Raw genomic sequence first — 13,220 nt, 5'->3', positions numbered from 1 at the left:
GAATTTATTGCACACTCAGGGTGGACAAATATGACATTTTACGTAAGCAACCGTGTGCTTAAAAGTATTCAGACAAAAAAATAAGGCATAGGTCTGAGTAAGACGCATGCCTTTTAGTGATGTGCGAGCCAATGCCAGTATAGGAGAAAGTGAACCTAAGCGTATAAAAGCCTTGTTCCAGTCTGTATGAAAGTATTGCCGAGGCAGCTTGTTTAATAGTTGCTTACTTAATAAATAGGGCGATCCTTCTGGTCGGAAATGCCGCTTTTACGGTAGAAATACGTATTGATCCGATCCCGCCATTCTTTGGCATGCTCTGCCTGATGCTCCAGCCGCTCCAGCACCTGTTCATACATGGCAGCATTCAGTTGCCCTCGTAGACTAACCCATGTGTCTCGGAGATGGGCCGCACGTTCTGCACCTTCAAAATGGGTATCATAAATGTGCTGTATGACAGTTTGGCCGGAGTGGAGCAAGTGTGTATAAGGAACATGGTGAAAGAATAAGAGCAGCTCATCCGGGCAGGTGTCCGTAGATTCGTAGATATCAGTATTGGGAGAAAAATATTGTCCTGCATAGCCCGTTCCGGTTGCGGTCGTGCGATCTACCCCGATCCCCCTGCAATCAGCAAAATGGTAGGTGCCCCACATGGAATATTCGTACCCGTCTACATCCGGCCCATAGTGGTGATCGGGACTGACCATCCAGCCGACCCCGAGAGGGGCGGTGTAGGATTCGTAGACATTCCATGAATCGAGCAGCATCTGCTTAAGGGTAGAAATTAAATCTGTGCCGCCGTCGCTATTCCCTTGTCTGCCAAACGTCAGCCGAACCCACTCATCAGCGATTTCGTCTGCGGACAGATCCGGGTCCCATGCCAGCCGACCATAGCCATAAAGATTGGACTGGGCGAGCAAATGTCCGGTCCAATTGGTGTCTGCACCAATATTGGATACAGCGGCTATTCCATAGTTGGTATGCTTGGGAGAATGCAGAGCGCCACTCACGATACGCTTGATGGTGGAGCCTTTTCCTTGGGCGTAGGTGTCAAAATCCAATACTTCCTTCCATTGGGGAACAAGGTAACATAGATGTTTCTGTTGCCCGGTGTACTCTTGCGCAATTTGAAATTCCAGCAGTATCTGAGTGGATTCCAGCGCACCGAACAGGGGGGAGACAGGCTCCCGCACCTGAAAATCCATGGGACCATTTTTGATCTGTAAAATGACATTTTCCCGAAATAATCCATCCAGCGGTTTAAAATGGTCAAAGGCTGCGCAGGCCCGATCCGTCTTGCGATCGCGCCAGTCCTGCTTGCAGTTGTAGACAAAGCAGCGCCAAATCACACGTCCGCCATAGGGCTGCAACGCATCTGCCAGCATATTGGCTCCATCGGCGTGATGGCGCCCGTAGCTGAACGGTCCAGGCCGATTTTCGGAATCGGCTTTGACCACAAAACCACCCAGATCAGGAACGGCGGCGTAAACTTCCTGGGCTTTGGTCTGCCACCATTCAGCTACAGCTGGTTCCAGGGGATCGGCGGTGGTTAACCCACCGAGCTGAATAGGACTGGCATAGTTAATGCTCAAGTAGATCTGTATGCCATAGGCGCGAAATACCGCAGCTACTTTAGCCACATCCGGTAGGAATTTATCTGTAATCAGCTCGGTCTCTACCTGATGGACATTCACGTTGTTAATGGATAGTGCTTGAATGCCTACAGAAGCGAGTAGACGGGCATAGTCTCGCAGGCGCTCCATATTTGTAGTAAAGGCATTATTATCGTAGAAAATAGAGCCACCCGCATACCCGCGTTCAATACTACCATCCATGTTATCCCAGTGATTGATCATGCGGATGGGATTAGCAGGGTTGGATAATTGGTCTAGAATGGGGACGTGCAATGATTCGATGGTGGGCTTCAACTTCCCGTCTAGTCCCCCCTGCAGGTAGCGCAGCAGATGAAAGACTCCGTACAATACGCCTTTGGAGGTCTGCCCCGCGATTGTAACGTACTGTCCCTTGATATCATCGTTACCGTGCGAAGCTGAATATGCCGGATCTGGCATCTCTATCCCGCGAATTCGGTAGCCTTCTGCGCTCACTTCTGCCTGTTCTTTTGCGCTGAATCGTTCTGCGACCAAAGGATGCGCTGGGAACGTACCCAGCGCAATGAATGGCGTATTCACAGGAACGGCGCTGATCTTCGGCTGCTGTCCAAACATAGAGGTCAATCCGTGCTGAAGCTCACTCGCAGCCGATTGAAGCACTTCATCTGTCCCATGGACCACGATGACCCTGCACCAAGCGGGCAGCTTTTCTACCTTACTATTGCGGCGGTAATGCAGCCAAGCCGCATAGCCGCTCTCTTTTGGCATATCCATAAGCTTGCTCATATTGGAGCCTCCTTTTGGGCAGGTGAAGATGATCCTCAGACATGCTGTTCCTGATCCTGACTCATATGCTCAGGGAGAGTCAGACGGTTGCCCTTGCCTTCATACAGCCACAAAATAGCGGTAACTCCGCGCGGATAATATTTACTGCCGTGAGCAATACCGGAGAGTATCTGATCGCTCCAGCACCAATAGGATTCTTCAGGGTGAAGGAGCCATGAGGCATGGGCAGCGTCTGCGGCCTGCCCAGCTTCTTCCCAAGGCAGCTCCAGCAGCTCGCGGGCAATAAACTGTGACAGATAGATTTTGCTCAGCCAGGAGTTGTTACTGGTCGAGGACAGCTTCCAGCCTCCGTCTTCAAACAGACAAACTCCTGGTACCAGTACAGTTTCCAAATGACGCCACAGTGCTTGGATATATCCACCGAACCGTCCATCAGGCTTAAGCGCAGCCTCACATCCTGTAAAGTAAGGGAAGATCAGCCCCTCAATGGCAGGAATAATCTGCGAATCATTACCTTCCTTGATAACTGCAGGAATATAGCCTTTGTCTGTCATATGTGCTGTGATCGCTGCTGCGCATTTGTCCGCCTGTAAGCCAGCCTCCTGTGAGAGGGAGTTAAGCCCTTTTGAGGCAAATATCTTTTCCAGTGCAACATATACTGCCCAGCATTTGCTGCCTAGATAAATGTTGTTGCGAGACTGACCCAGAGATACGTCCAGACTGTCGTAGGTCGTAATTTCCGCGCCTCCCCGGGTTCTAGAGCTGTCCAAGCCCATCAAGCCGTTTCGTTGTGCCGGGTCGGGGTGATCCCGCCGCAGCATGCTTTCGAAGCAGTCACACAAGACAGGCAGCATACGTGTCGTAAATGACTGATCCTGTGTCTGCTCGATATATACCGTGGCGCAGCAAAGCCAGTTCACCAGTTCCTCATGGCTCATGTAAGAGAAGCAGTCGTCAATCCCAGCCAGCTCATAACAGGAGTACCCCTGCCGGGAGAACACGTTTGCCACGCCCATATCATGCGTAAACGTGATACCACCGGTATAGGTATGTTCCTCTCCCGGAAAGCGTACCTCATCCCGATAGCTGTACCTTTGGACAAACCACTCCAGCTCGTTGCGTACCGTCCATGGATTTAAAATCAATTCATAGTAGAGCTGATCTGCCGTCAAATCGAGTGTATTCATCATCCGATACTCGCCTTCGTTCACAACCCAGATCGGTTCTCCATCCGCTTGGTGACTAAGCAGTTGGGTGCTGCCATAGTAGCTGTGGATCGCCTGAGCGAGCATAAATTCCTGGTCCGGGCTCAAGTCGGCCGACTCCATCCAGCGATTAGCCTGAACACAGGCTGCGGTCAGGTTTGAAAAATGCTTCAACGCATAGCTTCCCACGTCTTCAATATCCTTGAACAGCTGGGTATAGTAATACGACGCTTCGATGCCTGTTGTCACAATGCCGCCGCGATAGAAGCATATGGCGAAAGCATATGTGCGCTTCTCACCTGCGGGAACGTCCATCAGAAGCGCACCCGTCGCGCCCAGGCCAAAGGATAAATTCTCGGCCATGGTCTCCCCAAGCAGCTTCTCCATTGCAAATCCGCTGGCAGGTACCGCTTCACTGCTGTTGGTCACAATGGCTGTGCTGCGTCCTTGGCCGATGCCTGTGAGTCTTTCCTCTAATTGGGTAGAATCCGTAACGTCCCTACGCGGATCTTCTCCTATAATGCGTATGCCGCTATACGGATCACTGCCCTGATATCCGAAAAAAGCTCTTCGCGCTGCAGTCCCCAGTGTGTTATCGACGGTTAGCTCGGCGAATACCGCCGGGACCAACGCTGCCCGCAGCTCATCCATACCCGCGGTTCCCGGCTCGGGCACTGGGCGAACAGGAGAGTACAGCCGGAACGTCAAATCGCCAGCCTGCCATGTATCCGTTCCTGCTTTTAGCTCACGGGTAATGTCTGAATCGGCAAAGGCCATAAGCTGCGGTTCCGTTCGTTTACCCTTTTTCTCCACGTCGTAGCGGGCACTTTCATCCTGTGTGGATGCAAAAAAGGGAAGCGCCTCGTATACTCCGCCATCTCTGGATTGCAGCCCGATATATACATTTTCATCGGCAGGCTTGCCCAGCTCCAAACCAAGTCCGCCGCGATTACCCTTAAACCCAAGTGTAAAGCTGGAAAAAGAACCGATAGGTGCATGCTGTGTGTTATAAAATATATTTTTCGACATATAATGAAACCCCTTTCATGATAAAGTTTAACTTTGAGTAACTTCACTTAGAGCCTAGCATGTCATGTGGTGGGGAACCATTGTCAAATCGCTCAACTATTTATCCAAATCGCGCTGAAAGCGATATACTGGAGTATATCCATGCAAGTAAGCCAGGAGGGAAAACATGTCGACATCACGTTTACCGAAGCGCCCCCATCATCCAGACCTTACAGTTGCCAGAGAGGAATTCTTTTTTCCCGATGTGCGAACCACAGTCAATTTGTTTGCTATTCATACACGAAGTGTCGGAAGAGAGTGGAGCTATCCGCTACACGAGCATCCTCAATATGAGATTAACATCGTGCTTGCAGGAGAACAGATCATGGTTGTGGATGGTCGCAGCTATACCCAGCGACAGGGTGATCTGGTGCTGCTGCGACCGGGGATTGTCCACTCCAGCCATAGTAACGGAGAGGGATTTACGTATTTTTGTATGCATTTCGATATTGATGATAAGCTGTTTCTCTCGCTTCTGAGTCGTCTGGAGCAGGTGCTGTTTCCAGCTGAAGGAACAGTGGCAGGGCAGATGGGACCAGCGCTGGGCAAGTTGCTCGATCTTTCAGCGCCGGAAGATATAGGAGTAGGTAGTGATTCGGTGGCAAAGCGAATGCGGATTCAATCTGCTGTGTTTGAACTGTTCGCAACGTTATGGGAGGCTGTATCCAGTGAAGCGGCCCATCTGCCGGGGCGTGGATATGTGCAGGCAGAGCTTGCCCATCAGATTGCCAGTCGTCTTCAGGGCAGAGTGAATCAGCCTTATGGACAGGCCGGCTCGGTGGAAAAGCAGGATGGGATCGAGGGGATTTCATCCGAGCTAGGTATTAGTGTGTCCCATTGTAATCGTGTATTCCGTAGCGTTTTTGGCGTATCTCCCCGTGTATATCTATCCGGGCTTGTGCTGCATGAGGCCAAGTTGCTGTTGGCTGATCCGCAATGGTCGGTGCAACAAATTGCCGATATGCTCGGCTATGGGGATATTGCGCATTTTAGCAGACAGTTCAAGCGCTGGTCGGGCCAATCGCCGACATCCTATCGCAAAAGCACGGTGCAGGAAAGCCCATTCGAATAAAAATAAGTATGCCTTTAAAATAGTTATGATATAATCCTCATAAAGGAGCTGAGAATAATATGAATTTACATAATCAACGTGTCGTCGTGATTGGCGGCAGTGCAGGTATAGGGCTGGCAACAGCCATAGAAGCAGCAAAGCAAGGGGCAAGCATTGTGATCGCTGGGCGTTCCGCAGAAAAGCTGGAGCAGGCGAAGAAGGTCATCCCTGCCGAATCGGTGGAAACCTTCCAACTGAATAATCAGATAGAGGAAGAGGTTCAGGCGTTTTTTGAAAAAGTCGGAGCATTCGACCATCTGTTTACACCGGGTGCCAGCTACACGCGTGGTCCGATCACGATAGACACGGAAAAGGCAAGAACCCCGTTCGAAGGGAAATTCTGGCCGCAATATTTTGCTGCCAAGCATGCGGTACCACATATCTCCAAGGACGGCTCGATCGTCCTCATGTCCGGGGCCTTCAGTCAACGACCGATGGGATTTGGTGCTACATATGGAGCGGCTAACGGCGCGATCGAAAGTTTGGGCAAGGCGTTGGCAGTAGAATTGGCCCCCGTACGGGTTAATGTCGTATCCCCCGGCACGATTTGGAGAGACGGCCCTGAGGGTGAGCAGCGGGCGCAGGCTTTTGAGGAATACAAGGAAGTAACCTTGCTCCGTCGAGTGGGGTATAATGAGGAAATCGCACATACTGTGTTGTATCTGATGACGAACAAGTTTACCACCGGAAGCGTGCTGTTCCCAGATGGCGGTTATACGCTGATCTAATCCGACAGGCAGGAATCAATTTTTAAACAAAAACCGGTTCAACACCATACAAAGTGTTGAACCGGTTTTTTATGATAACAGGTTTGCCTCTTGCAACTCTTTAGCTTTGCACATCTAACCCTTTATATTTTCGCAAAATACGTGGATAGATCACTTTAGACCCGATGCATACCATCGCCAGCATGGCGAACAGCAAACCGCTCCACAGCGTCCCATGAATCCCCGCTCTGACCATAAACCACCCCCCTACCAGCGAGCCCAGTGAGACCCCTAGGTTAATAAACGAGATATAAAGACTGTTGGCAAACGCGGGAGCTTCTTTGGCCTCATCAATCACCCAAATCTGGGCGACAATCAGTCCGCTGGTATGAACGGCCCCCCACACGATAATGATGAAGAGCGTAGGGATAAATGAGGAACTGATCCCGTACAACAGCAAATAGGTGCCCCCCAAGGCTACTGGATGATAAAGAGCGGTGCGTACCTTATGCAAGCCCATGAGCTTGCCAGCCAACAGATTGCCGAGCATTCCGCCGATGCCGAAAATAATAAGCAGAAAGCTGATAACATTGCTGCTCATCCCTGTATTTTGCCCCAAATATTCGGCAGAATAGCTATACACCGAGAACATGGCTGCAAAAATAAAAGTAGCCGCCCCGATATTGAGCCACAGCGATACCTTACGCAAAATGCCAAGCTGCTTCCGATAGGAGAACATTTCGGCTTGTGGTGTATCCGGCAGCATAAATAAAATACCGATCCCTGCAATCCCATTCGCTACCGCAGTAAACCAGAAGGAGGCCTCATATGAAAATTGATTGGCGATATAAGCCGTAATTGGAATACCGAGTACCATTCCCATGCTCGTGCCGAGAAAGGCTTTGGCGGAAGCTTGCGTTGCTTTTTCCGGGGGATACAACGCAGTGGCGGCGACAAAGGCAAGCGAGAAATACACTGGGTGAAACAGAGCCGGAATGATACGTAAAATCACTAGTAGATAAAAGTTGGATGTATAGGCTGACAGCAAGCTTGTTACGGCAAAAACAAACAACGACATTGTCATGATTCGCTTGCGGTTAAACCTGGACATCCATAGCACCATGAAGGGACCGAACAGCGCGATGATCAATGCAAATGAACTGACAAGAAACCCGGCCTGGGCTGCCGTAATATGAAAACGTTCAATGATGACCGGCAAAATGCCAACCACACCGAACTCGATCGTGTATACACCAAATAGGCCAAGCGCAATGAAAAGCAGGGGCTTACTATATTTCATTAGTTTCATTCCTTCTCCACTTCTTCCTGCTTTACGTCCTTGATTTTGCGTGCTAATATTTCATTAAATCATAAAATAATAAGGAAATATTCGGAATAATACATAATAATAATTGTGTTTTTGTAATATTACCTTGGACTTAAGGAGATGGATTTGATGGATCAAGTGGATCATAAAATTTTGTTGTGTCTACAAAACCAGGCGCGTATCTCCATGACCGAGCTGGGTAAGGAGGTTGGGCTTTCCCAGCCTGCCGTAACGGAAAGAGTGCGGCGCATGGAGGATAAAGGTATCATCACCGGGTATCGTGCCATAGTTTCACATGAGAAAGTCGGAAAGCCGATCATGGCTCACGTGCTCGTGCACACGAATCAATGCAATTCATTTGTTGAGTTTTGCCAATCTGCACCTGAAGTCATTGAATGCCATAGAATCAGCGGCGAGCAAAATTACTTACTGAAAGTCATGGTTGAGTCTATGCTCAAGCTGGAGCAGTTCGGGGATGAGTGTGGAAAGCACGGGCACTCTACCACGTTAATTGTCCTGTCCTCGCCTGTAGACCATAAACATGTAACCCCCACTTTATTAGACCCTATTTGAGCTACCGTAAATGGCTTGGCAAAGCTCGGTTGTAAACGGACCTGACATCCCTTCGAATGCTGTATTGGTAAAGGCGACCACACTGAGTCTTAGTGCGGGATCAACGAACCACGAATGACCGTAAGCTCCTCCGAGACGCCACGTTCCGGGTGATTCTGCTGTTCCGCTTTCGTTGGGATTTTGGAGTACGGTGAATCCCAGTCCAAAGCCCCGCCCCGGCCAACCTGCCAAGGGGAGGTTCCCGGTCTGGATGGTGCCCATTTCACGGACCCATTCCTCTGAAAGTAACGGATTGCCGCCGTTTCGCAGTGTTTCCAGCAGCCGCATGAAATCTTTTGCGCTGCCAATCATACCCGAGCCACCAGAGTGGAAAGCCGTGGAATCAAAGGCTCGTGCAGGCTGAAAACGAAGTCCTGCGGTGCCTTCAAAAACCTGCGCAACCTCAAGCTCACGCATCCGCCGGGGCTCTGATATATCGTTGACATAAGGAGCCGCAAGCCGTCCAGCATCCGCGACCGCGAAACTGGTGTCGTGCATATCGAGAGGTTCTGTAACGAGCTTTTTAACAGCTGCATCAAGGGTTGTGCCACATACACGGCTAATGATAGCGCCGAGCACATCAGTAGCAATCGAATATCCCCATGCTTTACCCGGTGTATATAACAGAGGCACAGAAGCCAAACGTTGCAAGTTCTCTTCCAGCGTAAGATTTGAAAAATCCATGCCATCTGATACGCCTGCACGATGATAGGAACCGCCGCCTTCTTCCTCTAAAAAGCCATAGGTCAACCCGGCAGTATGTGTCAGCAATTGGCGTACTGTAATGGAGGGCTGCTCACCACTGATTAATCGGGGGCGAAAATCGGGCAACCAGCGTTCAATAGATTCATCGAGCTTAATCAATCCTTGGGCTGCCAAAACCAAAGCCGCAGTCGATACAATCGGTTTGGATACAGAAGAAAGCCGAAATAAAGCCTCCTCATGCATAGGACGTTGTTCTTCTCGATCAGCCAGCCCCGCCGCTCGGACATACACGGGTGAACCATCCATATATATCATGACGACTGCGCCGACCAGGCGCTTCTCGTTAAGGGTTTGATCTATAACTGCATTTACACGTCCGTCCAGATCAGCTTGTATCGCAAAAACTCTATTATCCAAACTCATAAATATCTCATCCTCTCTATGATCCAGCGGTTATCGCTTGATGGAACTTAGTTTACAGGATGGGAAGGCGACATTACATAAGGTAACAAAGGTGTTCAGTGAGTATTAACGTTAAAATAAAATTATATTAAAAGAATGGCTTTGGATTTAAATGAATGGGGTTTTACAAAAAGTTATACCGCGTTTTACAGTGGCTTTTTAAGTTGAGATACGTTGAAAATAGGTGGTAAAATTTACAACAAAGGGGGTTTTATTTATTGAGGCTTGTATCGCGTAATAAGTTGGCTTGCTTGGTTGTCCTCGGAGGGATTTTGACTGTAATTGCTACAGGTTTTGGAGGGGATAAGGAACCTTATAAACTTCCCGATAAGCCCAAAGAGGCTGCTGTCTCGACATTTTCAGAATATATGAACGCTTCTATGAGTCGGGATTACGATAAGATGCTTTCACTGTCTGATGATTATCGCTTTAAAACAGAACAGGCACGGCTTAACTTTCTAAAAGCTCAGGGAACACCGATTGATTATCGTATCGTGTCTGTGGATGATTCTAACCCTTCCAAGATTGTTGTTTCGTCGATAACGAAGTATGAGGATATGGAGTTACCTTCCATTAAGCATGTTCTTGCTTTTGAGGAAGGAAAGTACAAGCTACAAATGAGAAATGTTGTGATCAATATGATTCCTTCATCTCCTGACTACAGAACGGTCGAGTACGAGCCTGAGAAGGTAGATAATATTTTGGAAGATAATTTCAAGTGATTTTAATTTTTCAATTTTCTAATCAAACGGTCCAAGGCGTATCCAATAAGATACCAGAAAACTAGGGTAGTGAAGTAAACAATGGCTATGGGGATGTCTGCCTCTCGCACAAATCGAAATGATTCATACATCCAAACCAACGGACTAATAATAGCTAATAGTATATTGTAGTCGTCATACCCCGTAATATTTACAGTAATAACTAGACATGAGAGTAGGACCAGCCAAAAACGAAAAGATTTCATTGCCTATACCTCCGCAAGTGTATTTGTTGTTATAGACGAATCAAAAAGCTGGAAGTAGCATTTATTCCAAATTTATTTATTAAAATGTATTAAAAAGAACGATATTTCGATCCTATTTACTTGTCACGATTTTTAGACGTACGGTATTCGTGTGGTTTTGAGTGACGCTGGATTCTTTCAGACTTTTCGATTTGTGATATACTCTCGATATATGAATTGTATGGGATGGTGATGACTGAATGAATCGTACACACGACCTAGGCAAGCTAATCAAACTAACTGGAGATAGAGCAAAACTGGACGCTAAAGCAAATGGCACATATATTGTCTACAAAACGCCGGATGGTCAATTTGTTAAAGAGTACAGTAATGGTCAAGTCGAACGCATTAAAGAACAGGATATTTTATCATGAGTGAGCCGTTTGCTACTATGTTTGTATTCGCAGGAAACAACGGAAGTGGTAAGAGTACAATTCGTAATCTAATCGTTGATAAACTTGGTGTAAGTGTTAATATCGATCCAGATGCGTTAGCGCGAGGGATTGATCGTGAAAACCCTGATCGACACAAAGTATCGGCAGGAAAGGAAGCGATTAAGCTAGCGCGGGATTGTATAAGAAATAAACGAGATTTTACCGTAGAGACGACACTTGCTGGTGGCAATGTGATTCGACAAATGCGAGTGGCAAAAGAAAAGGGCTTTGAAGTTATTATGTTTTATGTGGGCCTTGGTGATTATCGTCTTAATATCGAGCGAGTTGCTGCACGAGTTCGAAATGGGGGTCACCACATTGATACCGCTGATATTATAAGACGGCATCAGACCTCACTGGACAATCTTCTCTTACATCTTAAACTTATCGATCATTTAATTGTCATTGACAACAGCAGCTCAGATGGCGTGATTGTATTGGAATCCGATAGTGAAACGATAAAACACCATGTGGCGTTGTTACCGGATTGGGTTAAAATCATTGATAGTTACTTGCAAAATAAAAATGCTGATCAAGAATAAACCGATAACTGTATGATTCAGTGATCGGTTTATTCTATATTTACATCGTATTGTGTCCACAATGTCAATTCGATGTGTATTGCACTTCAAAATGGGACCCGTTAGTAATAGACTGTTATTATTTTTCAACAGACTTTAGCAAGACGATGAACAGCACCCTGATCGTAGCGGCTTCTTCGGATTCTTTTTCTCTACACTTTTTTCACTGGACGTAACACTGCGTAGCCATATCCTTCTGGGAAATGCCGCTGATAATCCTGCTTCGTTTCCTCATCCCATTCATACCCCAGGCTGCTAGGGTCAAAGTTCCAAGCCTTCTCCTCCACCATTCTCATAACGTCTCCATTGTTTTTTAAATAATTAAAGGGCGGGTGAAAAAACACCAGGTAATCTGATTCGGGGATGTCCCGGCACTTCATTCCTGCGGGAATCTCTCCGGCATAGTCAGCGGCAACCGGTATTCCATAGAGATAGCCCTTCTGACCATCCTGATAAAACCAGCCCGCAGTTTGACCCAATTGTTCGGGAAGCTTGAGATGAGACATGCTTTCCAATGTTCCGCAAATTTCATCACAATTGTGACCGTTTCTCCAGAAATCGCCATAGTTTCGAGAAGAAGTATCCCAGATTCCAATAAATTTGTGTGCTGGTATACGCTCGATTTTGACTTCAGCTTCTTGCAAATGATCCTTAACCATCTTATCCCGCTCCTTCAAATGGTAATGATAAGGAGAGAATACCTCAACACGAATGGCTAACGGAATAGGTCGGGGCTCCTTCTGGTATACAGCCGGAGTTACCTCAAACGCTTTTACAAATGCCCGTGTAAAAGCCTCCTGTGAAGAAAACCCATACTTTACTGCAACATCGAGGATGCGGACATTGCTATCCCGGAGTTCCAGTGCAGCACGGCTAATCCGGCGCATCCACACATAATCCCTTAACGTCATTCCTGTAAGAGAATGAAACTGTTTTGTACAGTAGTAAGGGGAGTAGCCTAACTGATCGGACATTCTCAACAACGAAGGTGCTGAAGTAAGATTATTATCAATCCAATCGATCATGAGCTGGACCATTTCGTTCCATTCGTACACGAGGGTTCCCTCCTTTCGACTCCATCTTAACAGCCGGAATACAGGAATATTTGACTTGAGTTGCATGCACTCTTTTGTATTATTCATGAAGCTTTAGTCAAGGGCTATGTTAGTCCTTGTTGTCTTGTTCTATTTTACTCCTCTACATAACGGATATATGGGCGTTGAAAGTACCTTTGATCAGACACGAAATAATATTGTTTGCCTATAACCAGAGGAGGGATCACAGACTTTGAGGAAATATATAATTCTTTATATTCACCTCCGTTAGCAGCATCTCTCTGTATGACCAAGTAATCATCTGTAGTTTTAACTAATTTAGCGGTTTCTGCTGAGTGATGACCTGAATAATAATAAATCCAGCTGAAAATCAGTGAAAAAAATATAATTCTTAGAATAGTTGCAGCCGTTTTATTCTTTGTAATCAACATTCGCGCAAACCTCCCATAATCCATTCTTTCATTTGTAATAAAATATGTATGATTGGTTATTTAACCTGTTTATGTATATTGTAATGCGTATGATCCGATGATGAAAGTAACTTTCACACA

The 13,220-nt window shown here is 47.2% G+C and carries 12 protein-coding genes; 6 read left to right on the top strand and 6 right to left on the bottom strand.

Going from position 1 to position 13,220, the window contains the following annotated elements; all coding sequences use genetic code 11:
- Positions 1 to 227 precede the first annotated feature (227 nt).
- Together ACUUJN_RS25645 and ACUUJN_RS25640 are read right to left on the bottom strand one after the other, a co-directional pair.
- A complete protein-coding gene (locus tag ACUUJN_RS25645; protein ID WP_484669071.1) occupies positions 228 to 2,396 on the bottom strand; it encodes an alpha-glucuronidase family glycosyl hydrolase in 2,169 nt (722 codons plus the stop codon).
- A 35-nt stretch (positions 2,397 to 2,431) separates the two neighbouring features.
- On the bottom strand, positions 2,432 to 4,630 hold the full coding sequence (locus tag ACUUJN_RS25640; protein WP_484669070.1) for a glycoside hydrolase family 52 protein: 2,199 nt from the start codon (positions 4,628 to 4,630) through the stop codon (positions 2,432 to 2,434).
- A gap of 166 nt (positions 4,631 to 4,796) precedes the next feature.
- Between ACUUJN_RS25640 and ACUUJN_RS25635 the strand changes: the two genes are divergently transcribed.
- Together ACUUJN_RS25635 and ACUUJN_RS25630 are read left to right on the top strand one after the other, a co-directional pair.
- The gene (locus tag ACUUJN_RS25635; RefSeq protein ID WP_023990939.1) at positions 4,797 to 5,741 is read left to right on the top strand and encodes an AraC family transcriptional regulator; all 945 of its coding nucleotides are present in this window, start codon (positions 4,797 to 4,799) and stop codon (positions 5,739 to 5,741) included.
- 59 nt (positions 5,742 to 5,800) lie between these two features.
- Positions 5,801 to 6,508 carry an SDR family oxidoreductase gene (locus ACUUJN_RS25630; protein ID WP_076264557.1) on the top strand — a complete coding sequence of 236 codons (708 nt, stop codon included), beginning with the start codon at positions 5,801 to 5,803 and terminating at the stop codon, positions 6,506 to 6,508.
- 100 nt (positions 6,509 to 6,608) lie between these two features.
- Here ACUUJN_RS25630 and ACUUJN_RS25625 read toward each other — a convergent pair whose 3' ends face one another.
- Positions 6,609 to 7,787: an MFS transporter gene (locus ACUUJN_RS25625; protein ID WP_484669069.1), complete on the bottom strand. Its 1,179-nt coding sequence runs from the start codon at positions 7,785 to 7,787 to the stop codon at positions 6,609 to 6,611.
- Positions 7,788 to 7,943: 156 nt separating this feature from the next.
- Here ACUUJN_RS25625 and ACUUJN_RS25620 point away from each other — a divergent pair, with 156 nt between their 5' ends.
- Positions 7,944 to 8,387: an Lrp/AsnC family transcriptional regulator gene (locus tag ACUUJN_RS25620; RefSeq protein WP_023990936.1), complete on the top strand. Its 444-nt coding sequence runs from the start codon at positions 7,944 to 7,946 to the stop codon at positions 8,385 to 8,387.
- Here the strand turns inward: ACUUJN_RS25620 and ACUUJN_RS25615 are convergent.
- Positions 8,373 to 9,554, bottom strand: a complete 1,182-nt coding sequence (locus tag ACUUJN_RS25615) for a serine hydrolase domain-containing protein (protein WP_484669068.1) — start codon at positions 9,552 to 9,554, stop codon at positions 8,373 to 8,375. The genes ACUUJN_RS25620 and ACUUJN_RS25615 overlap by 15 nt on opposite strands.
- 257 nt (positions 9,555 to 9,811) lie before the next feature.
- On the opposite strand from ACUUJN_RS25615, the gene ACUUJN_RS25610 reads away from it, so the two are divergent.
- From ACUUJN_RS25610 to ACUUJN_RS25600, 3 genes are all read left to right on the top strand, one after another.
- A complete protein-coding gene (locus ACUUJN_RS25610; RefSeq protein ID WP_023990934.1) occupies positions 9,812 to 10,315 on the top strand; it encodes a hypothetical protein in 504 nt (167 codons plus the stop codon).
- A gap of 484 nt (positions 10,316 to 10,799) precedes the next feature.
- Positions 10,800 to 10,973, top strand: a complete 174-nt coding sequence (locus ACUUJN_RS25605; RefSeq protein WP_023990932.1) for a hypothetical protein — start codon at positions 10,800 to 10,802, stop codon at positions 10,971 to 10,973.
- Entirely contained in the window at positions 10,970 to 11,575 is a 606-nt protein-coding gene (locus ACUUJN_RS25600; protein WP_023990931.1) for an ATPase, read from the top strand. Before ACUUJN_RS25605 ends, ACUUJN_RS25600 begins: the two co-directional genes overlap by 4 nt.
- Positions 11,576 to 11,766: 191 nt before the next feature.
- Here ACUUJN_RS25600 and ACUUJN_RS25595 read toward each other — a convergent pair whose 3' ends face one another.
- Entirely contained in the window at positions 11,767 to 12,669 is a 903-nt protein-coding gene (locus tag ACUUJN_RS25595; protein ID WP_023990930.1) for an AraC family transcriptional regulator, read from the bottom strand.
- Positions 12,670 to 12,803: 134 nt separating this feature from the next.
- The gene (locus ACUUJN_RS25590; RefSeq protein ID WP_484669067.1) at positions 12,804 to 13,100 is read right to left on the bottom strand and encodes a hypothetical protein; all 297 of its coding nucleotides are present in this window, start codon (positions 13,098 to 13,100) and stop codon (positions 12,804 to 12,806) included.
- Between the last annotated feature and the right edge of the window lie 120 nt (positions 13,101 to 13,220).

The sequence above is a fragment of the Paenibacillus sp. LRG-1 genome (genome assembly GCF_057220305.1).
Note: the sequence above shows the minus strand (reverse complement) of the source record. Positions and strands in the feature narration are given on the sequence as shown.